18 protein-coding genes and 1 tRNA gene are annotated in these 18,873 nt (G+C 72.5%); 10 read left to right on the top strand and 9 right to left on the bottom strand.

The window, feature by feature from the left end:
* Positions 1 to 36: 36 nt before the first annotated feature.
* Complete coding sequence (locus tag CLV72_RS11140) at positions 37 to 1,122, bottom strand: S-(hydroxymethyl)mycothiol dehydrogenase (protein WP_106244342.1); 1,086 nt, start codon at positions 1,120 to 1,122, stop codon at positions 37 to 39.
* Positions 1,123 to 1,294: 172 nt separating this feature from the next.
* On the opposite strand from CLV72_RS11140, the gene CLV72_RS11135 reads away from it, so the two are divergent.
* A complete protein-coding gene (locus CLV72_RS11135; protein WP_106244340.1) occupies positions 1,295 to 2,479 on the top strand; it encodes an FAD-dependent oxidoreductase in 1,185 nt (394 codons plus the stop codon).
* A 58-nt stretch (positions 2,480 to 2,537) separates the two neighbouring features.
* On the top strand, positions 2,538 to 2,693 hold the full coding sequence (locus tag CLV72_RS32155) for a hypothetical protein (protein ID WP_170140953.1): 156 nt from the start codon (positions 2,538 to 2,540) through the stop codon (positions 2,691 to 2,693).
* A 22-nt stretch (positions 2,694 to 2,715) separates the two neighbouring features.
* Here the strand turns inward: CLV72_RS32155 and pheA are convergent, their stop codons facing one another.
* The 6 genes from pheA to CLV72_RS11105 all read right to left on the bottom strand — a co-directional run bounded on the left by pheA (position 2,716) and on the right by CLV72_RS11105 (position 8,520).
* A complete protein-coding gene (pheA, locus tag CLV72_RS11130) occupies positions 2,716 to 3,648 on the bottom strand; it encodes a prephenate dehydratase (protein WP_106244338.1) in 933 nt (310 codons plus the stop codon).
* An 18-nt stretch (positions 3,649 to 3,666) separates the two neighbouring features.
* Complete coding sequence (locus tag CLV72_RS11125; protein WP_245930103.1) at positions 3,667 to 4,203, bottom strand: DUF4446 family protein; 537 nt, start codon at positions 4,201 to 4,203, stop codon at positions 3,667 to 3,669.
* Between the two features lie 103 nt (positions 4,204 to 4,306).
* Positions 4,307 to 5,080: a glycosyltransferase gene (locus tag CLV72_RS11120; RefSeq protein WP_106244336.1), complete on the bottom strand. Its 774-nt coding sequence runs from the start codon at positions 5,078 to 5,080 to the stop codon at positions 4,307 to 4,309.
* A 15-nt stretch (positions 5,081 to 5,095) separates the two neighbouring features.
* Complete coding sequence (locus CLV72_RS11115; RefSeq protein ID WP_106244334.1) at positions 5,096 to 5,452, bottom strand: STAS domain-containing protein; 357 nt, start codon at positions 5,450 to 5,452, stop codon at positions 5,096 to 5,098.
* Positions 5,453 to 5,569: 117 nt separating this feature from the next.
* Complete coding sequence (locus CLV72_RS11110; protein WP_342755668.1) at positions 5,570 to 6,055, bottom strand: ATP-binding protein; 486 nt, start codon at positions 6,053 to 6,055, stop codon at positions 5,570 to 5,572.
* Positions 6,056 to 6,666: 611 nt separating this feature from the next.
* The gene (locus tag CLV72_RS11105) at positions 6,667 to 8,520 is read right to left on the bottom strand and encodes a PAS domain S-box protein (protein WP_281262407.1); all 1,854 of its coding nucleotides are present in this window, start codon (positions 8,518 to 8,520) and stop codon (positions 6,667 to 6,669) included.
* A gap of 464 nt (positions 8,521 to 8,984) precedes the next feature.
* Here CLV72_RS11105 and CLV72_RS11100 point away from each other — a divergent pair, with 464 nt between their 5' ends.
* Positions 8,985 to 9,593: a methylated-DNA--[protein]-cysteine S-methyltransferase gene (locus tag CLV72_RS11100; RefSeq protein ID WP_106244330.1), complete on the top strand. Its 609-nt coding sequence runs from the start codon at positions 8,985 to 8,987 to the stop codon at positions 9,591 to 9,593.
* Between the two features lie 12 nt (positions 9,594 to 9,605).
* On the opposite strand, the gene CLV72_RS11095 is transcribed toward CLV72_RS11100, so the two are convergent.
* On the bottom strand, positions 9,606 to 9,938 hold the full coding sequence (locus CLV72_RS11095; RefSeq protein ID WP_106245411.1) for a rhodanese-like domain-containing protein: 333 nt from the start codon (positions 9,936 to 9,938) through the stop codon (positions 9,606 to 9,608).
* An 84-nt stretch (positions 9,939 to 10,022) separates the two neighbouring features.
* Between CLV72_RS11095 and CLV72_RS11090 the strand changes: the two genes are divergently transcribed.
* Positions 10,023 to 10,586 carry an SSI family serine proteinase inhibitor gene (locus CLV72_RS11090; protein WP_106244328.1) on the top strand — a complete coding sequence of 188 codons (564 nt, stop codon included), beginning with the start codon at positions 10,023 to 10,025 and terminating at the stop codon, positions 10,584 to 10,586.
* A gap of 737 nt (positions 10,587 to 11,323) precedes the next feature.
* Here the strand turns inward: CLV72_RS11090 and CLV72_RS11085 are convergent.
* Positions 11,324 to 11,406: transfer RNA gene (locus CLV72_RS11085), tRNA-Leu, on the bottom strand.
* 96 nt (positions 11,407 to 11,502) lie between these two features.
* Between CLV72_RS11085 and CLV72_RS11080 the strand changes: the two genes are divergently transcribed.
* The 6 genes from CLV72_RS11080 (at position 11,503) to CLV72_RS11055 (ending at position 18,799) form a co-directional block, all read left to right on the top strand.
* A complete protein-coding gene (locus CLV72_RS11080; RefSeq protein WP_106244326.1) occupies positions 11,503 to 12,264 on the top strand; it encodes an FHA domain-containing protein in 762 nt (253 codons plus the stop codon).
* Between the two features lie 205 nt (positions 12,265 to 12,469).
* Positions 12,470 to 12,994, top strand: a complete 525-nt coding sequence (locus CLV72_RS11075; RefSeq protein ID WP_106244323.1) for an FHA domain-containing protein FhaB/FipA — start codon at positions 12,470 to 12,472, stop codon at positions 12,992 to 12,994.
* Positions 12,991 to 14,397 (top strand): PP2C family protein-serine/threonine phosphatase, encoded by a 1,407-nt coding sequence (locus tag CLV72_RS11070; RefSeq protein ID WP_106244321.1) that lies wholly within the window; start codon positions 12,991 to 12,993, stop codon positions 14,395 to 14,397. The genes CLV72_RS11075 and CLV72_RS11070 overlap by 4 nt, the downstream gene beginning before the upstream one ends.
* Positions 14,394 to 15,863 carry an FtsW/RodA/SpoVE family cell cycle protein gene (locus CLV72_RS11065; protein WP_106244318.1) on the top strand — a complete coding sequence of 490 codons (1,470 nt, stop codon included), beginning with the start codon at positions 14,394 to 14,396 and terminating at the stop codon, positions 15,861 to 15,863. Before CLV72_RS11070 ends, CLV72_RS11065 begins: the two co-directional genes overlap by 4 nt.
* A complete protein-coding gene (locus CLV72_RS11060; protein WP_106244316.1) occupies positions 15,860 to 17,359 on the top strand; it encodes a peptidoglycan D,D-transpeptidase FtsI family protein in 1,500 nt (499 codons plus the stop codon). The genes CLV72_RS11065 and CLV72_RS11060 overlap by 4 nt, the downstream gene beginning before the upstream one ends.
* A complete protein-coding gene (locus CLV72_RS11055) occupies positions 17,360 to 18,799 on the top strand; it encodes a serine/threonine-protein kinase (protein WP_106244313.1) in 1,440 nt (479 codons plus the stop codon). It abuts the gene before it with no gap.
* Positions 18,800 to 18,873 lie beyond the last annotated feature (74 nt).

Genomic DNA, 18,873 nt, shown 5'->3' with positions numbered 1-18,873 from the left:
GCGGGCCGGTCCCGGGTCCTCACGGCGGGCGGTGGTTCACCACACCACGACGGAGCGGAGCACCTCCCCGCGGTGCATCTTGGCGAAGGCTTCCTCCACCTGGTCCAGGGCGATGGTCTCCGTCACGAAGCCGTCCAGGTCGAGGCGGTTGCGCAGGTAGAGGTCGATGAGCATCGGGAAGTCGCGCGAGGGCAGGCAGTCGCCGTACCAGGACGACTTCAGCGCGCCGCCGCGGCCGAAGACGTCCAGCAGCGGGAGGTCGAGGCGCATCTCGGGGGTGGGCACGCCCACCAGCACCACGGTGCCGGCCAGGTCGCGGGCGTAGAAGGCCTGCTGGTAGGTCTCGGGCCGCCCCACGGCCTCGATCACGACGTCGGCGCCGTTACCGCCGGTCAGCCCCTGGATGGCGGCGACGGGGTCGGCGCCGGTGGCGTTCACCGTGTGCGTGGCGCCGAAGCCGCGCGCCCACTCCAGTTTCCGGTCGTCGAGGTCGACGGCGATGATGGTGCCGGCTCCGGCCAGCCGCGCACCGGCCACCGCGGCGCAGCCCACGCCGCCGCAGCCGATCACGGCGACGGAGTCGCCGCGCCCCACCGCGGCGGTGTTGAGGGCGGCACCGAGGCCGGCCATCACTCCGCAGCCGAGCAGTCCGGCGGCGGCGGGGGAGGCGGCCGGGTCGACCTTGGTGCACTGGCCCGCCGCCACCAGGGTCTTGTCGGCGAAGGCACCGATGCCGAGCGCGGGCGACAGCTCCGTTCCGTCGGCGAGGGTCATCTTCTGGGCGGCGTTGTGGGTGGCGAAGCAGTACCAGGGGCGGCCGCGCAGGCAGGCCCGGCACTGCCCGCAGACCGCGCGCCAGTTGAGGATGACGAAGTCGCCGGGCTCCACCTCGGCCACCCCGGGGCCGACCTCCTCGACCACCCCGGCGGCCTCATGGCCGAGCAGGAACGGGAACTCGTCATTGATCCCGCCCTCGCGGTAGTGCAGGTCGGTGTGGCAGACCCCGCAGGCCTGCACCCGCACCAGCGCCTCGCCCGGCCCCGGGTCGGGCACCACGACGGTCTCCACCGACACCTCGGCGCCCTTGCCGCGGGCGATCACCCCGCGTACCTCGTGTGGCATCCGCACAGCTCCTCTCGACCGGCTGAATGCCGATCGTGAACCGGCGGGCACCGCGCCGTCAATCACCCGCGCGGCCCTGCCGGACGCCAGGCTGTCACATCCGGCGCCGCCGCCCGGTCAACGGTTCGCCAGGCGCTCACGGGCGCGCTCCGGACAGGGGAGGACCGCACCGATGTCATCGATCACCGTCGTGGGAGGCGGCTTCGCCGGCTTGACCGCGGCGATCAGCTGCGCGGAGGCCGGCACCGAGGTGACGCTCTTCGAGGCGCACGCGCGGCTCGGCGGCCGGGGCCGTACCACCGGCGCCCCCTACGCCGCCAACGAGGGGCCGCACGTGTTCTACGCGAAGGGCCCGCACTGGCCGTGGCTGGTGGAGCGGGGGCTCACCGGACGCGTCCGGGCGGTCCCGCCGGCCGAGGGTGCGCGCTTCCGCTTCGTGCGCGGCGGACGGGCGCGGGCGCTGCCGCCGGCCGCACTGCTGCGCGCGCTGGCGGCCCGCGGCCGGGAGGCGCCGGTCGACGAGGACTTCGCCGGCTGGGCCGCCCGCGCCCTCGGCCCGGCGGCCGCCCGGGCGGCCGCCGCCTACCTGGGCGTCGCGACCTTCGACCACGATCCGGGCCGGCTGTCGGCGGCCTTCGCCTGGCGGGTGTTCTGCCGGGCGTCCGCCCTGCCGCCCGAGGCCCGCTACGTGTCCGGCGGCTGGGGTGCCGTGATGGAGCGGATGGGGGAGCTGGCGCGGCGGCTGGGTGTGCGGATCGAGACCGGCCACCGGGTGGCGGAGCTGCCGGCGCCGCCGGTCATCGTGGCGACCTCGCCGGCGGCGGCGGGCCGGCTGCTGGGTGCGGACCTGGCCTGGGAGAGCGGCCGGACCATGCTGCTCGACGTGGGCACCCGCGCCCGCCGCGGCGACGCCTTCATCGTGTCGGACCTGGACGCGCCCGGCTGGGCCGAGCGCTTCAGCGCGGTCGACCCGTCGCTCGCGCCGGCCGGCCACTCCCTGACGCAGGTGCAGGTGCCGCTGCGGCCGGGCGAGGACCGGGCCGCCGGGCTGGCCCGCGCGGAGCGGCTGCTGGACCTGGGGATGCCGGGTTGGCGCGAGCGCGAGACCTGGCGGCGCTCCTCGGTGGCGGCGGGGCGCACCGGCGCGCTGGAGCTGCCGGGCCTCAGCTGGCGGGACCGTCCGAGGATCGACCGGGGCGGCGGCGTGTTCCTGGCGGGCGACCAGACGGCGGCGCCCGGGGTGCTCAGCGAGGTGTCGTTCACCAGCGCGCGGCGCGCGGCCGAACTGGCGCTGCGGGCGGTCCGCCCGGGGGTACGTGGCCGATCACACGGGGGTGGACCGGCGCGCAGCGGGTAACGACCAGGTGACGTGCCGACCCGTCCCGTGAAGGGACCGACCACCCGAGGACGACCATATGGCCTCGCTCATCGACCGGATCAAGCGGTATCTGCGCAGCCCGCAGGGCCGTCAGAACCTGGACCGCGCCAAACGCGCCGCCCGCGACCCGCGCAACCGGCGGCGGCTGCGCCGCCTGCTGCACCGCTTCGGCGGTGGGCGGCGCCGCTACTGAGGGACGGTCGGCCGGCGCCGGCTCAGCGGCGGCCTTCGCGGACGGCCGACAGCCAGCTCTCCGCGGAGGTGTAGTCGGCGTCGCTGGTGCCGGGCCGCAGCTCGGGGCGGCCGCCGTCGGCCCTGGGGTAGCTGCCGAGGAAGCGCAGCCCCGAGCAGATCCGCCGCAGGCCCATCAGCGCCTCGGCCACCCGCGCCTCGCGGACGTGGCCCTCGGCGTCGATGCAGAAGCAGTACCGCCCGAGGCCGTGGCCGGTGGGGCGGGATTCGATGCGGGTGAGGTTTACTCCGCGCACCGCGAACTCGCTGAGGATCTCCAGCAGCGCGCCGGGGTGGTCGTCGCGGATGAAGGCGACCAGCGAGGTGCGGTCGGCGCCGGTGGGTTCGCCGGGCGGCTCGGGCCGCCGGACCAGGACGAAGCGGGTGACGGCGTCGCGGTGGTCGCCGATGCCGACGGCCACCGCGGCCAGGCCGTAGCGCTCACCGGCGATGCGGGCGGCGATCGCCGCGTCGTAGGACGAACCGGGCTCGGCCACCAGGTGGGCGGCGGCGGCGGTGGACGCGGCGGTGAAGGTCTGGGCTTCGGGCAGTTCGGCGCGCAGCCAGCCGCGGCACTGGGCGAGGGCGTGCGGGTGGGTGACGACCCGCTTGATGTCGGCGAGGCGGGTGCCGGGCGCGGCCAGCAGGCTGAACTCGACCGGCAGCGCCACCTCGGCGGTGATCTGCAGGGGCTCGCCGTTGACGAGTTCGTCGATGGTGGCGTTCACGCCGCCCTCGACGGAGTTCTCCAGCGGCACCATGCCCGCCTCGGCGTCGCCGGCGCGCACGGCGTCCAGGACGGCGGCGACGCCGGTCATCGGGACGAAGCGGGCGTCGGCCGGTCCGGGAGCGTGCTCCCGGAGCGCGGCCTCGGTGAAGGTGCCCTCCGGGCCCAGGTAGGCATAGCGCTGCGACATGTGATCCAGACTACGAGCTCAGAGCGAGTCCGCGGGCGCGCCTTTGGAAAGCAGCCGCACTCCGGCGTCTTCGGCGGCGCCGCCGCCGGGGTCCTGGCCGTCGAGGTTCTCGGGCGATTCGCGGGCGCGCAGGACGGCGTGCGCGCCGCGCAGGGTGAATCCGGGGCCTTCGCCCATCCGGGCGGCCCGGATGGCCCGGTACTCCTCGGGCGAGAGCGTCTGCACGCCCTTGCCGCCCTCGATGATCTTGGCGTAGGTGCGGGTCTCGGTGCGCCCGTTGATCGAGGTGAGCACGAAGCCGTCCCCGGACGCGTTCAGCATCGCGACGGAGAAGGACAGCTCGCCCGACATCTCCTTGAGCGCGTCGTAGCGGACCAGCGCGACGTCCCGCACGGCGCGGGAGTCGACGACGGTGTTGTCGGCGGGCAGGAGTCGGTTGATGGCGGCCAGGCTCTCCTCGAGGCCGCGGGCGGCTCGCCGGTGCGCCGAGATGCCCACCACGAGACCCGCGATTCCGACGAGGAGGCCGATGGCGGCCAGTGCCAGAAGGTACACACGAGGAGAGTACCTGTTACGTCCTGCTTTCGCGTAGATACGGTGCGTGTTCGCCGTGTCGCGGCCGTACGCCCGTTCCCGCGACGCTTCCCGGCGCCGCGGCTCAGCGGCGGCGCGGCGGTCCGAGCAGCACGGACCGGGCCCGGCGGGCGCGGCGCACCACGGCGGGCCGCAGCTCGCGGTCGGCCAGCGCGCGGCCGACGTCGACCAGCTGGCGGGCGCGGTGCAGCTGGGAGCGCAGGTCGGTGCCGGTGGCGCGGTGTTCGAGCGGGACCTCCACCTCGGTCACCCGCATTCCGGCGCGCAGCAGGTCGACGGTGAGCGCCGTCTCGACGCCGAAGCCGGGGGCGAGGGGCAGCGCGGCCTGGAAGGCGGCGCGGGTGAGGCAGCGCTGGCCGTTGAGCGGCTGCGCGGCCGTCCAGCCGGTGAGCCGGCGGATGCCGTCGCGGGAGAAGCGGACCACGACGCCGTGGCCGCCCAGCTTGAGCCGGGTGGCCGGGAAGTTCGCGATGGTCATGTCGGCCTCGCCGGAGCGGACCGGTTCGACCAGCGGCGCGGCCTCCTTGGCGGTGCCGCCGAGGTCGGCGTCGAGGAAGAGCAGGTGGCGGGGGTGTTCGCGCTCTTCGTGCGCCTCCAGCAGCCGCAGGCTCTCCGCGCCGGTCTCCATGGCCGCGCCCTTGCCGCGGTTGCGGCTGTGCCGCACCACCCGGGCTCCGGCGGCCTCCGCGACGGCCGCGGTGCGGTCGGTCGAGCCGTCGTCGACGACGATGGCCAGGTCTACTCCGGGCAGTTCGCGGGCGGCGCCGACCGTGGCGCCGATCCGGTCCGCCTCATCCTTGGCCGCGATGATGACGGCCACATCGCCGATGACGTCCATAGCGGCCGATCGTACTCAAGTGGCGCGGGCCGCCGCGGGCAGATCGTCGAGGGAGTCGTACACCGAGAAGACGCCGTCGAGGCCGGTGACCTGAAGGATTTTCCGGACGGCGGGGCGGGGGGCCAGCAGCACGAAGGAGCCGCCGCGCTCGCGGCTGCGCTTCATGGCCGCGAGCAGCACGTTCATTCCGGTGGAGTCGCAGAAGTCCACCTGGGCCAGGTCGACCACGAGGTGGGGGGACCCGGAAATCGCGTCTGCCAGTTCGCGGTTCAGCTGGGGCGCGGTATAGAGGTCAATCTCTCCATTAACCGTGACCAGAGCGTGATCTGCGCGGTACTGACTTGAGACCTTCAACTCCACATCGGGAACCATAGCGCTGTTGGTCCCCGCTGGCCACCTGAATCGCGGCGAGCGCGTCGCCCGCGCACCGGCGGCTTCGGACATCCGCGACGCGCGGGGGCGAAGCCGGGCGGAGCGGCGGAGGAGAATTCAGCCCCGCGAGGGCGAGGTCTCGCGCTTGGGCGCGACGAACTCCTCGTCCAGCTCCTCGCCCAGCGGGGTGACGGTGCCCTCGCCGGCCGGGGTGACTGCGAGGCCCGCCACCGGGGCCATCAGGATGGCCCAGACCGTGTTCACGCCCTCCTCGGCGCGCACGCCCCAGCGCTGCGCGAGGTGCTCGACGATGCCCAGGCCGCGGCCGCCGAGCGCCGACAGACCGGGGCGGGCCAGCTTCGGCTCGGTCGCCGCGCCGCCGTCGCTGACCGACAGCTCGACCATGCCCGAGCCGCAGTGCCAGGAGACGCGGATCTCGCCCGAGGGGAGCGGGCGGGCGTGCCGCAGCGCGTTGCTCAGCAGTTCGCTCAGCACCAGCGCGGCGTCGTCGACCGTTCCGGGGCGCACCCCGGCGGATCGCAGATCACCACAGAGGTGCTGACGAGCGGCGGCGACGCTGGACGGTGTATGGGGCAACAGCACGACGCTCGACGAACTCACCTCCTCGAACTTGCGCTGTCCGACCACCGGCGCGGGTCGCCGACGGGGCTGCCAGGACCGAAATGCCCCGTTCAATCACGGCGGAAACACGGCTTCCGCGCGCAATCCCGAAGCCTCCGGCCGGCCGCCGAGCGGCGCCGGCGCACCGCTCGGGCGGTGCGGCGCGCACCGTTCGCCGCCCCGTCGCGACGGCCTTGTCGCGGCGGCCGCGCGATGCGGACGCGGCCGGACGGGCGGCGCTCTGAACAGCGCAGACCTGGATGAACCGCAATGTACTCGGATCAGACCGGCGCGGTCGCACCGGTCCCGGGGACCCGGTCGCCGCCCGGACGGGCCCGCAAGCACGCGCCAGACGCGCCTGTGCGCTTCGCATACCGCCCGAGTCACCTCCCGGTCGCGATTCAAAGGTGTCGGAAATCACGGTGAAAACGTCAGCAGCGAGGATAACCCGGCGCCCTCCGCGGCCAACGGCCGGGGTCGCCGTTCGCCGCCGCGCCTACCACACCTACGCCTTCTGTGCTGGAAATGCCGGGAATTCCAGATGTGTAATTTCGGCGGCTCGGTATTTCTCTAGAGATATATGATGGGATGAATTATTCGGCCGCCGCCCGCTTGAGCGTGAAACGCATCGTGCTGCCGTGCGGCTCCGCGGAATGGGCCGTCACCTCGCCGCCCTGGGCGCGCGCCAGCCGGCGGACGATGTAGAGGCCCAGCCCGATGCCGCCGAAGCGGCGGCGGTCGCCGGCGTCGCCCTGCACGAAGCGCTCGAAGATCCGCTCGTGGTCGCCGGGGGCGATGCCGATGCCCTCGTCGGAGACGCTGACCACCACCCCGTCGCCGGCCGCCCGGGCCCGGACCGTGATCGGCCCGCCGTCGGGGGAGTACTTCAGCGCGTTCTCCAGCAGCTGGCCCACGATGATGTCCGTGGCCATGGCGTCGCCATAGGCGGGCGGCAGGTCCGCGGGGATGTCCAGCTCCAGCTCGTGCCGCTCCGACAGCGGCCGGAACGCGCTGGTGGCGCCCTTGAGCAGCCGGGCCAGGTCGAAGGGGCCGTTCTTCACGTCCAGGTCGCCGGTGCCGGCCCGCGAACCCAGCAGCAGGTTCTCCACCAGCCGCCCGAGCGTGCCGGCCCGCTCGGCGATGGTGCGCACCGCCGCGCGCCGGTCGGGGTCGCCGAGGCTGTCCCAGCGGTTCACCAGGGTGGAGGAGAAGCCCTGCACCACCGTGATCGGGGTGCGCAGCTCGTGGCTGGCGGTGGCCAGGAACAGGTCCTTCTCCTGCTCCAGCTCCTTGGCCTGGGTGACGTCGCGGAAGTCGACCACCCGCTCGGCGGTCTCCGGGATCTCCGCCCACAGGATCTCCAGCCACCGGCCGTTGGCGAGCCGGTGGGTGATGGCCGAGCCCGCCTGGGCCGGCAGCGGGAAGGGCGGCGGCCGGCCGACGACGTCCTCGGCGGCCAGGCCGGTCAGCTCGATGGCGGCGCGGTTCCACTTGCGGATCAGCCCGGCCAGGTCGAGCACGGCGATGCCGTCGGCGCTGGCGTCCACGACGGCGCGCTCGTGGGCGCGCTGCCGGACGACCTCCTGGTAGGCCATCGCGTTGCCCAGCGCGACCCCGGCGTGGCCGGCCAGCAGTTCCAGCAGCTCCAGCTCGACGTGGCCGACCTTGCGCTTGCTGTAGAGCGCGTACAGGGCGCCGTAGGGCCGCCCCTGCACATTGGACACGCCCAGCGCGATGGTGTGCAGGCCGTCCAGCTCCGACCAGATGAGGTCCTCCAGCGAGCGGGTGTCGCTGGTCGCCAGCATGACGGTCTTGCCGCTGCGCAGCAGCTCGCCGAAGAGGCTGGAGCGCAGCGAGGTGGTGAAGCCGCGCAGCTCCTCGCTGAGCCCGGTGAGGCTGACCAGCCGCACCTTGTCGCCCTCGATCAGCACGAAGCCGCCCGCGTCGGCGCCGGTCAGCTCGGCCAGGCTCACCGCGATGCGGTCCAGGACCGCGCCGAGGTCGAGGTCGGCGTTGATGTCGGCCACCACGTCGGTGAGCCGGCGCACCAGCCGGGCGCGCTCGGCCATGTAGTGCTGGACGGCCTCCTCCTCCTCGACCGGGTGGAAGACGCTCACCCAGCCGAGGGCCTCCCCGGCGGCGCCGACGAGGCAGCTGGTGTCGACCCGGACGTCGATGACCATGCCGTCGCGGCGCAGCCGGCGGCTGGCGATCGAGATCTGCCCGCCGGCCCGGACCCGTTCGAGCACGGCGTGGTACTCGGCCAGCAGCTCCTCGGGAACGATGGGCGGCTCGCTGCCCAGCACGTCCTGGGCCCGCCAGCCGAACATCCGCTCGGCGGCCGGATTCCAGGCCACCACCCGCAGATCTTGATCGATCGCGACAATGGCATCGGCCGCACACTGGAGGACCGCGTCGGCGGTTACGGCAGATCGATCGGACTTCACCCCGTCATGGTGCCATTTTGCGGCAACCGTTGGCGTGCGAACGTTACGTCCACCGTTTTTTCGCTCGCTCAACGCAGTCCTCCACACACGAATTGCCACACTCCTCCAGGCCCTCGGATCTTTCGCCGCCACCGCTGCGGCCCCGCCGCCCGGCCCTCCGGCCGCCACCATCCGCGGCCCTCAATACGGTCAGCCCCATATGCCCCTTTCGGCCCCGCGCTACCGAGCGGGAGGCCCGGCCCCGCCGGGCCTCCCGGACCGAAGGGGGCAGGAGACCGCGGCGGAAACCACGCGGGACGGGCCGGGCGTGACATGCTCGTCAAAGCCGCCCCGCCACTACAATCCCAGCTCATCCGGGTACGCATCGGCCCGGGCCGATCGCGGTCGCGGGCGGCGGCACGGACCGCCGGCGCGGCGGCCGGACCGGCCCCGCGGCGGGCGGAGGGAATGGGGAATGGGGACCAATGGCGGCACCCGACGGTGACCTGGAAGCCCTGATCAACGCCACCAAGCCTGGCGGCGCCGCCTATGCGGACGCGTCCTTCGACGTCGTCGTCGGCACCGCGGAGACCCCGATCGGCCCGCTGCTGCTCGCGATCACCGAACGCGGCCTCGCGGTGTGCTGCTACGAGTCCGAGGAGGCGATGCTGCCCCGGGTCACCCGGCTGATCTCGCCGCGGCTGGGCCGCGACCGGCGGCGGCTCGACCCGGTCCGCCGCGAGCTCGACGCCTACTTCGCCGGCCGGCTCCAGTCCTTCGCCACCCCGGTCGACCTCCGGCTGACCAGCGGCTTCGGCCGCATCGTGCTGCGCTCGCTGCTCGACGTGCCCTACGGCACGACCACCACCTACGACGAGCTGGCCGCCCGGATCGGCCACCACAACGCGGTGCGCGCGGTCGCCAACGCGCTGGCCACCAACCCGGTCTGCGTGGTGCTGCCCTGCCACCGGGTGGTGCCCTCCGGATTCCCGGCCGATCCGTCGGTGGGCGGCTACGCGGGCGGCGCCGACGCGAAGCTGTACCTGCTCACCCTGGAGGAGTACGCGCCGCGCCGCCGCCCGGCGGAGGGCTGAGCGCCGCGGCGCTCAGGCGACGACCGGCTGCGCCCCGGTCTCGCTGCGCATCTCGCGCCCGGCCACCGCCCAGGCGTGCATCCCGCCGGTGACGTTGGACGCCCGCCAGCCGGCGTCGTTGAGCGCGCGCACGGCCTGCGCCGAGCGCCCGCCGGACCGGCAGATCACGTACACCTCGCGGTCGCGCGGCACCTCCCCGGCGCGGGTGGCGAGGTCGAAGAGGGGGATGTGCACGGCGCCGGGGGCGTGGCCGGCGCTCCATTCGTCGGCTTCGCGCACGTCGAGCAGGTAGGCGTCGTCCGGCACGCCGCCGGGGTCCACCTCGGGTACCGCAGGCCCGAACACCATCGGCCTCCTTCGTCACTTCCGTCGCTTGGACTCTCCAGGATCCCATGGAACCGCGGGCACCGGCCAAGCGTCACAAGCGTTATGACGACATCGCTGTCCGTGTCCGCCGCCCTGGCCGGCGTCGCGCTGACCGGTCTGCTCGCGGCCGGCTGCGGCGGGTCGACGGGCGCCGATCCGCAGGCCACCGCGAGCAGCGCGAGCCCGTCGGCCGCCCCGCCGGGCTCCGCCTCCCCCTCTCCGTCGAACAGCCCCTCCTCACCGTCGGAGTCCGCGTCGGCGCCCCTGGACGGCGGCGAGGACGAAGACGGCGGGGACGGCGGGGAGCAGCCGGCGGGCGAGCTGACCGTCGAGGTGAGCCCGAACGGCGAGAACTCGGGCGCGAGCACCGCCTGGACCCTCACGTGCGATCCGGCGGCCGGCGACCACCCGTCGCCCCAGGCGGCCTGCGACGCCCTCGCCGCCGCGGCCCCCGACGTCTTCGCCCCGGTCTCCGGCGACTCCATGTGCACCATGATCCACGGCGGCCCCCAGACCGCCACCATCACCGGCACCTGGAACGGCACCGAGGTCGACGCCTCTTTCAACCGCCAGAACGGCTGCGAGATCGACCGCTGGGACCGCCTCGCCCCCGTCCTCGCCCCCTGACCACAGGCGGCCACCAAGCCCGCACGTTCACCGCCCCACCCCGGGGGGTAGGACCCCGTCCGTGACCGCCCCTCACCACCCGCGCGCCACCCACGGCCCCCGGACCGCGCCCGTCCACCGCCAAGGCGACGGCGCGCACCGGCACCCCCACCCGGGTGAGAAGGGGCACGTCCCCCGAAGCCCCCAAGCTCTCGACAACACCCCCGAGAGCCCTCCGCACCCACGACCGCGCACCAGCGGCCGCCCCTCCCGGCACACGCCCGCCCCCCACGACGGCACCGGCAGCGACCCGACCGCGCGACGGGCAGCGGCAGGAGGACACAGCCTCCGAACCACACCCCCACACCACAGCACGAACGACGGCACACGCCCGCCCACACCTCGGGGGGCAAGGGGGCGAAGCCCCCAAGACACGCCCGCCCTCAACGACAGAAACGACGGCAGGCGCCTGAACTCGCGATGGGGGGCGAGGGGGCGCAGCCCCCAGAACACCCCCGCCCTCGACGACACGAACGACGGCAGCCGTCCACACACACGATCGGGGGAAAGGGGGCGCAGCCCCCAAAAAACCGCCACACCCCACAACACGAACGACGGCGGACGCCTCCACCCCCAGAGGGGGGCGTGGGGGGCGAAGCCCCCCACATGGGGGGTTCCGGGGGGTCTCCCCCCGGGCGACACAACGAGACGCCCCGGCGAGCAAGCAAAGCTTGCGAGCAGGGGCGCCCAAAGTCTCGTGGGCGAGGAGGGATTTGAACCCTCACGTCCTTTCGGACACACGGACCTGAACCGTGCGCGTCTGCCGTTCCGCCACCCGCCCGAGTGACGTTGTTAGATTAACACGGCCAACGTACTGCTCTGCCGCACAGATACGATCGTCCCATCTGACGTATGGGGACGCGGGAAGGAGGTACCCGTGGGGGCCTTGCAGCGCTTCGAACGCAAGATCGAGGGCATGGTCGAGGGTGGCTTCGCCCGGGCCTTCAAGTCGGAGTTGCAACCGGTGGAGATCGGGAGCGCCATCCGACGCGAGATGGACGAGCGGGCCGCGATCGTGGCCCAGGGGCGCACCCTGGTGCCGAACGATTTCGTGGTGGAGCTGTCGGAGACGGACAGTTCGCGCTTGTCGGTGTATGTGGACAGCCTGGGCCAGGAGCTGGCGAACCTGGCTCGGGAGTATGCGACCGAGCAGGGTTACTCCTTCGTGGGGCCGGTGCGGGTGCGGTTCCAGAGTGCGCCGGATCTGGCCACGGGTCGGTTCCGGCTGCGGTCGGGTGTGATCCGGGGTACCACGGTGGAGGGGCGGGAGATCCGGCAGCCGGTCACGGATCATCCGCGTGATCAGTCGATTCTGCAGGGCCGGCCGCGGCTGCTGGTGTCGGCGGGCGAGCATCCGTCGGGGGGCAGTGACGAGGGCCAGGGCATGCAGCGCTCGTACGAGATCACCACTCCGGTGACGATGCTGGGCCGCGGCACCGACTGTGACCTGCGTCTCGTCGATGCGGGGGTGTCTCGGCACCACGCGGAGATCCGGGTGGAGGGGAACGAGGTGGTGGTGGTCGATCTGGAGTCGACGAACGGCACGTTCGTCAACGGCCAGCCGATCAAGCGGGCCATGCTGGTCAATGGAACCCGGGTGAGCCTGGGCCGCACCACTCTCATCTTCCAGCGCGACTGAAGCCTTCTGAGACGCGTTCGCGCCCGGCGCGGTTCCCTGATCGGCGGGTGCGTGCGGCGGCCGCCGCCGGTGCGGCGGCCGCTCCCGGGAAATCTCGGGCTGCCCGTCTCGTTATCAGGGCGGTATCGGCGATAATGTGCCAACCCCAAGGCCGTCGACTCGCCTGGACCGACCTCCCTCAAGACAGGGGCACAAGAGCACTTCCATGTCTGGACCCTCGGAATTCCTCATCATCTTGATGAAGCTCGCCTACCTGGCGGTGCTCTGGTTCTTCGTGGTTGCCGCATTCGGTGTCGTCCGCAGCGACCTGCTCGGGGACCGGGGCAGGAAGCGCGGCGGCGGCCGGTCGGGCCGGGCGGCTCGCCAGAAGGCGCCGAAGCAGCCGAAGCAGTCGAAGAAGAAGGAGGCGCCGGCTCCGAGCCGCCGGGCGGTGCCGCGGCAGCTGGTGGTCGTGCAGGGGCCGCTGACCGGTACGACGATCGGTCTGGCCTCGCAGGAGATCACGATCGGCCGGGCGCACCACCACACCCTGGTGCTGAGCGACGACTACGCGTCCACCAACCATGCGCGGCTGTACTCGGGGGCGGACGGCCAGTGGTTCATCGAGGACACCAGGTCGACGAACGGCACTTACCTCGGTCGGCAGAAGCTCATGGCCCAACAGCCCGAACCGGTCCCCATTGGTGAGCCGATCAGAATCGGCAAGACCGTCATGGAACTGCGCAAATGACACTTGCACTGCGGTATGCCGCCTACTCCGACGTCGGCCTGCTCCGCGAAGGGAACGAGGACTCCGGCTATGCGGGTCCTCGGCTGCTGGCCGTCGCCGACGGCCTGGGCGGCCACAAGCACGGCGAGGTCGCCAGCTCCATCGCGATCACCACCCTGTCCTCGCTGGACCGTGATTTCGCGCCGGACGAGCTGATCGGGGCGCTGCACGACGCGATCTTCCAGGCGAACGCGGTGGTCCAGGACAACATCCCCGACCCCACCGCGACCGACACCATGGGCACCACCCTCACGGCGCTGCTGTGGTCGGGCGCGCAGGTGGCGGTGGGCCATGTGGGCGACTCGCGGGCGTACATGATGCGCAATGGCGAGTTCCAGCAGATCACCCACGACCACACTCTGATCCAGACCCTCATCGACGAGGGCAAGATCACCCCGGAGGAGGCGGCCACCCATCCGCAGCGCTCGCTGCTGCTGCGGGCGCTGGACGGCCGCAGCGAGGTCGAGCCGGACCTGTGGATGCACGAGGCGGTGCTGGGCGACCGCTATCTGCTGTGCTCCGACGGCCTGCACGGTGTGGTGAGCGCCGACACGATGGCGGAGGTGCTGCGCACGGTCCCGGACCCGGTGGAGGTCACCCGCCGGCTGGTCGATCTGGCGAACCGGGGCGGCGGCCCCGACAACATCACCTGCGTGGTCTCCGATGTGGTCGATCCGCGTGCCGAGCAGCTGAGGACGGCGCCGGAGTTCGTGGGCGCGGTCGCCAACTCCCAGCCGGAGCGGGTGATGCCGGACACACCGGCGGGCCGCGCGGCGGGTCTGGGGCAGGCGCCCGAGACGGAGATGTTCGAGCGGGGCGAGTTCGGCGGACTGCAGTCGGGGGGCGGTGCCCGCACCGACACGGCGGAGTTCCCGCCGCTGATCCTGGAGGCGGCCGATCCGCCGCGCCCGCCGCGTCCGGTGGACGACGATGACGACGAGCTGCCGCGCCGGCCCCGCCGCTTCCCGATCATGACCCTGGTGCTGCTGGTCTTCGTGGCGCTGCTGGTGGTACCGGCCTACTTCGCCTGGGACTACATACAGAACCAGTACTACATCGGGGTGAATCCCGAGGGCCAGGTCACGATCTACCGGGGCATGGACGAGGAGGTCCTGGGCTACGCGCTGTACACCGAGGCCGAGGTGACCGATCTGGAGGTCACCGCCCTGCCGCGCACCCAGCACGACCGCCTCACCAGCTCCACCATCGGCGCGGCCAGCCTGGCCGACGCCCAGGAGCGGGTGGCCGCGCTCACGGCGGAGGCCGAGGAGTGCGCGCAGAACCCCAACTGCGACCGCGTTGAGCCCGCCGAGGAGCAGGGTCCGGCCTCCGGCGAGCAGGACCCCGAGCCCCAGGCGTCATGAGCGATGCCGACACCCCGGGCGTGAGGGACCGGGTACTCAAGGTCGTCAAGCCGCTGTTCGCGTCCAAGCAGCGCGGCATCGAGTTCCTGATGCTGCTGCTGGGGCTGGCGCTCACCCTGCTGTACTTCCTGTTCGCCGGCTACGGCCTGGACGGCCGCTTCCACGGCGAGCTCATACCGCCGGTGCTGGTGTTCACGGCCGCCGTCTTCGGCGCCCATATCGCCCTGCGCTACCTGGCGCCCTACGCCGATCCGCTGATCCTGCCGGTGGCGGTGCTGCTGAACGGCATCGGGCTGGCGGTGCAGTGGCGCAACCCCACCGCCGTGCGCAACGAGGACGGCCAGATCACCGGCTTCGAGCACGTCATCGGCAACCAGCTGATCTGGAGCATCCTGGGACTGGCGCTGTGCGTCGGGGTGATCTTCCTCATCAAGGAACCCCGCCGGCTGCAGAGCTTCCCGTACCTGATCCTGATCGTGGGCTTCATCTTCGTGATGCTGCCGCTCGTCCCCGGGCTCGGCCACGCCGAGCTGGGCGCCCGGCTGTGGATCAGAATCGGCACGTACACCTTCCAGCCGGCCGAGATCGGGCGTATCTGCTTCGTCATCTTCTTCGCCGCCTACCTGGTGGCGCGGCGCGACGCCCTGTCGCTGGCGGGGCGCCGGATCGGCTTCATCGACCTGCCCCGGATGCGCGACACCGGCCCGCTGGTGGTCGCGTGGGCGCTGTGCATCCTGCTGTTCGTCGGCATGACCGACCTCGGCACCTCGCTGCTGATCTTCACCCTCTTCCTGGCGATGGTCTACGCCGCCACCCGGCGGATCTCGTGGGTGCTGATCGGCCTCACCATGTTCTCGGTGGCGGCGGTGGTCGCCTACTTCCTCTTCGGCCACGTCCGGGAGCGCGTCGAGCTGCTGACCCGCGCGCTGGACGCGGAGTACATGGACCAGCTCGTGCCGTGCTTCAGCAACCCCGAGGAGCAGTGCGAGCGCGGCCCGAACCAGATCGCGCAGGGCGTCTTCCAGCTCGCCGACGGCGGCCTGTTCGGCACCGGCCTGGGCAACGCCCAGGGCTTCGAGGGCATCCCGTTCATCAACAGCGACCTGGTCACGATCATGATCGGCACTGAGCTGGGGCTGACGGGCTTCATGGCTCTGCTGCTGCTGTACTTCCTGCTGGTGCAGCGGGGGCTGCGCACGGCGGTCGCCTCCACCGGCATGTTCGTGAAGCTGCTGGCCACCGGGATCTCGTTCCTGGTCGCGTTCCAGGTCTTCGTGGTGGTCGGCGGCGTCACCCTGATGATCCCGCTGACCGGTATGACCACCCCGTTCCTGGCGGCCGGCGGTTCGTCGCTGATCGGTACCTGGATCTTGATGGGCCTGCTGATCCGGATGAGCGACAGCGCGTACAAGCCCGCGCCGGTCGCCATCCAGGACGAGGGGATGACACAGGTGATCACCCGATGACCGAGGACGAGAAGCCCACCGCGGCCGAGCGGACGAACATCCCGATCCGCCGGATCGGCTACGTCGTGATGGCGCTGTTCTGCGCGATGCTGCTGAACGTCAACTGGCTGCAGGCCCTCCGGGCCGAGGAGCTGAACAACCACCGCTGGAACACCATGCGCCTGCAGGACGCCTTCAACCAGGCGCGCGGCCCGATCATGGTGGGCCAGGAGGCCATCGCGGTCTCCGAGGACACCAGCGAGGACGAGAACGCCGACTGGGAGTACCAGCGCACCTATCCGCAGGGCGACCTCTACGCGCACATCGTCGGCTACTACTCGCCCGCGGGGCAGTCCACCGGTATCGAGTTCTACGAGAACACCCTGCTCAGCGGTGAGGACCAGCGGCTGGCGGTGAGCCGCTTCCTGGACACCATCAGCGGCGAGGAGGAGCAGGGCGCCCAGGTGGAGCTGACCCTGGACCCCGATGCCCAGCAGGCGGCCTACGACGCCTTCCGCCAGGTGAACCCGAACGCCAACGGCGCCGCGGTGGCGATCGAGCCGGACACCGGCCGGATCCTGGCCTCGGTCTCGGTGCCCAGCTTCGACCCGAACCAGATCCTGAGCGAGCCGGAGACCTACACCGAGCTGAACGAGAACGACAACCAGCCGCTGCTGAACCGCGCCTTCAACGAGGTGTACCCGCCGGGCTCCACCTTCAAGATCGTCACCGCGGCGGCGGCGCTGGAGAACGGCTACTCGATCGACGAGCCGCTGAGCGGCATGGGCCCGCAGGCCGCTCCGCGCCCCGAGGGCGGCGCCGACCTTCCCAACGCCTTCACCGGCGCCTGCGGCGACGGCAGCCCGAGCATCGCGCTGTCCATCGAGATCTCGTGCAACACCTCCTTCGCCAACCTCGCGCTGGACCTGGGCGCCGACGCGATGACGGAGCAGGCCGAGGCCTTCGGCTTCAACGGCGAGCAGCTCGAACTGCCGATGCCGGCGGCGGTCAGCTCCTACCCCGACACCATGGAGGGCTCGCCGATCGGCCAGAACCAGGTCTTCGACTCCGGTATCGGCCAGGGCCTGGTGCAGGCCACCCCGCTGCAGATGGCGATGGTGGCGGCGGGCGTGGCCAATGACGGCCGGGTGATGCGTCCGTACCTGGTCGACCGGGTGGTCGCCCCCGACCTCACCACCCAGATCGAGGCCAACTCGCCCGAACTGCTGAGCGAGGCGATGAGCCCCGACACCGCCAACGCCATCACCGACGCGATGGTGCAGGTCACCCAGGGCGCCAACGGCAGCGGCCCCGGCGGCGCCGTGCCGGGCTACGAGGTGGCCGGCAAGACGGGTACCGCCGAGAACGCGGGCCCCACCCACAACTGGTTCATCTCCTTCGCTCCCGCCGACGACCCCCAGATCGCGGTCGCGGTCGTGGTGGAGAACGGCGGCGGCAGCGGCGGTTCGCTGGCCGCCCCGGTCGCAGCGCAGATCATGGAGGCGGTGCTGGAGTAGATGAGCGCGCCACCACCCCTCCTGGCGAACCGCTACCGCCTTGAGGAACGCATAGCGGCCGGCGGGATGGGAGAGGTGTGGGCGGCGGCCGACACCGTCCTTGACCGCCAGGTCGCGGTGAAGCTGCTCAAGCACGCGCTCATCGGCGACCGCACCTACCGTTCGCGCTTCCGCTCCGAGGCCCGGATCACCGCCGCGCTCGGCCACCCGGGCATCGCGCAGGTCTACGACTACGGCGAGCAGGACGACATGGCCTTCCTGGTCATGGAGCTGGTGCCCGGCGAGCCGCTGTCGTCGGTGGTGGCCAGACACGGCGCGCTCGCGGCCGAGACGGTGCTGGACATCGTGCACCAGGCGGCCAGGGCGCTGGCCGCCGCGCATGCCGCCGGGGTGGTGCACCGCGACATCAAGCCGGCCAATCTGCTGATGACCCGCGAGGGCGTGCTGAAGCTCACCGACTTCGGTATCGCCCGGGCGGCGGAGTCGGTGACCCTCACCCAGACCGGCATGGTGATGGGCACCGCCCAGTACGTCTCGCCGGAGCAGGCCAACGGCGACCCCACCACCCCGTCCTCCGACCTCTACTCGCTGGGCGTCGTCGCCTACGAGTGCCTGACGGGCCGGCCGCCGTTCACCTCCGCCTCGCCGCTGGCGCTGGCCGTCGCGCATATCCGCGAGTCCCCGCCGCCGCTGCCGGCGTCGGTGCCGGGCCCGGTCGCCGAGCTGGTGCTGGAGCTGCTGGCCAAGCAGCCGGCCTCGCGCCCGCGCGGCGCCGACGAGCTGGCCGAGCGCACCGCGGCGCTGCGCGCCTCGCTGCGGCGCGGCGCGGACCCGGCCGCGGCGGCGCCCGCGCCGGCCGCCGGACTGGCCGAGCCGTCCGACCCCACCACCTGGTTCTCCGCCGACACCCCCACCTCCGACCTCCCGGCCGGGGGATCGGCGCGGCCCCGCCGGTCGGGGCTGCCGCTTCTGCTCGGCACGTGCGCGGTACTGGCGGTGGTGGGTATGCTGCTCGCCGGTCTGCTGATGCGCGGCGACGGGGTCGAGGGCCAGTCCATCGGGAACGAGGGACCCTTCGTTCCGGCCGAGGTCCCGTCCTGGGACCCCTCGGCGCAGGAGCGGCCGGGCGTCGGCGGACCCGAGCCGGGCAGCCGTCCCACCGCCGAGCCCAGCGGCGGGGCGGGCGCCCCCACCGGCGTCGTGCCGGAGCCGTCGGAGTATCCCGCCGGCGGTGGGGACGGTGCGGGTGAGGCCGCTCCGCCCCAGCCCGACAGCACCGACCCGGGTACGGGTGCGGACACCGGGGACGGTGCGCCGCAGGGCGACCCGCAGCCGGGCCAAGAGCCGGAGAACCCGGAGCCTGACGAGACCGCCACCCTCTCGCCGCGACCCACCTGCTCGCCACCGCCGCAAGGCGGGCCCTGCGATACGGGCCAGTGAAGCGTCACGAACCGCTCGGTGGACTGTACCGTTAGCCCAGAGCTCGTTCGTCACGAGGAAGTATGAGGGACAGT

The organism is Allonocardiopsis opalescens (assembly GCF_003002095.1).
Classification (GTDB): domain Bacteria; phylum Actinomycetota; class Actinomycetes; order Streptosporangiales; family Streptosporangiaceae; genus Allonocardiopsis; species Allonocardiopsis opalescens.
This window is presented reverse-complemented; position numbering and strand designations above follow the sequence as displayed.

Coding starts and splice junctions, on each gene's coding strand:
- CLV72_RS11140 (WP_106244342.1), bottom strand. CDS start 1,122: ATGCCACACGAGGTACGCGGGGTGATCGCCCGCGGCAAGGGCGCCGAG.
- CLV72_RS11135 (WP_106244340.1), top strand. CDS start 1,295: ATGTCATCGATCACCGTCGTGGGAGGCGGCTTCGCCGGCTTGACCGCG.
- CLV72_RS32155 (WP_170140953.1), top strand. CDS start 2,538: ATGGCCTCGCTCATCGACCGGATCAAGCGGTATCTGCGCAGCCCGCAG.
- pheA (WP_106244338.1), bottom strand. CDS start 3,648: ATGTCGCAGCGCTATGCCTACCTGGGCCCGGAGGGCACCTTCACCGAG.
- CLV72_RS11120 (WP_106244336.1), bottom strand. CDS start 5,080: ATGGACGTCATCGGCGATGTGGCCGTCATCATCGCGGCCAAGGATGAG.
- CLV72_RS11115 (WP_106244334.1), bottom strand. CDS start 5,452: ATGGTTCCCGATGTGGAGTTGAAGGTCTCAAGTCAGTACCGCGCAGAT.
- CLV72_RS11100 (WP_106244330.1), top strand. CDS start 8,985: ATGGCGGCACCCGACGGTGACCTGGAAGCCCTGATCAACGCCACCAAG.
- CLV72_RS11090 (WP_106244328.1), top strand. CDS start 10,023: ATGACGACATCGCTGTCCGTGTCCGCCGCCCTGGCCGGCGTCGCGCTG.
- CLV72_RS11075 (WP_106244323.1), top strand. CDS start 12,470: ATGTCTGGACCCTCGGAATTCCTCATCATCTTGATGAAGCTCGCCTAC.
- CLV72_RS11070 (WP_106244321.1), top strand. CDS start 12,991: ATGACACTTGCACTGCGGTATGCCGCCTACTCCGACGTCGGCCTGCTC.
- CLV72_RS11065 (WP_106244318.1), top strand. CDS start 14,394: ATGAGCGATGCCGACACCCCGGGCGTGAGGGACCGGGTACTCAAGGTC.
- CLV72_RS11060 (WP_106244316.1), top strand. CDS start 15,860: ATGACCGAGGACGAGAAGCCCACCGCGGCCGAGCGGACGAACATCCCG.
- CLV72_RS11055 (WP_106244313.1), top strand. CDS start 17,360: ATGAGCGCGCCACCACCCCTCCTGGCGAACCGCTACCGCCTTGAGGAA.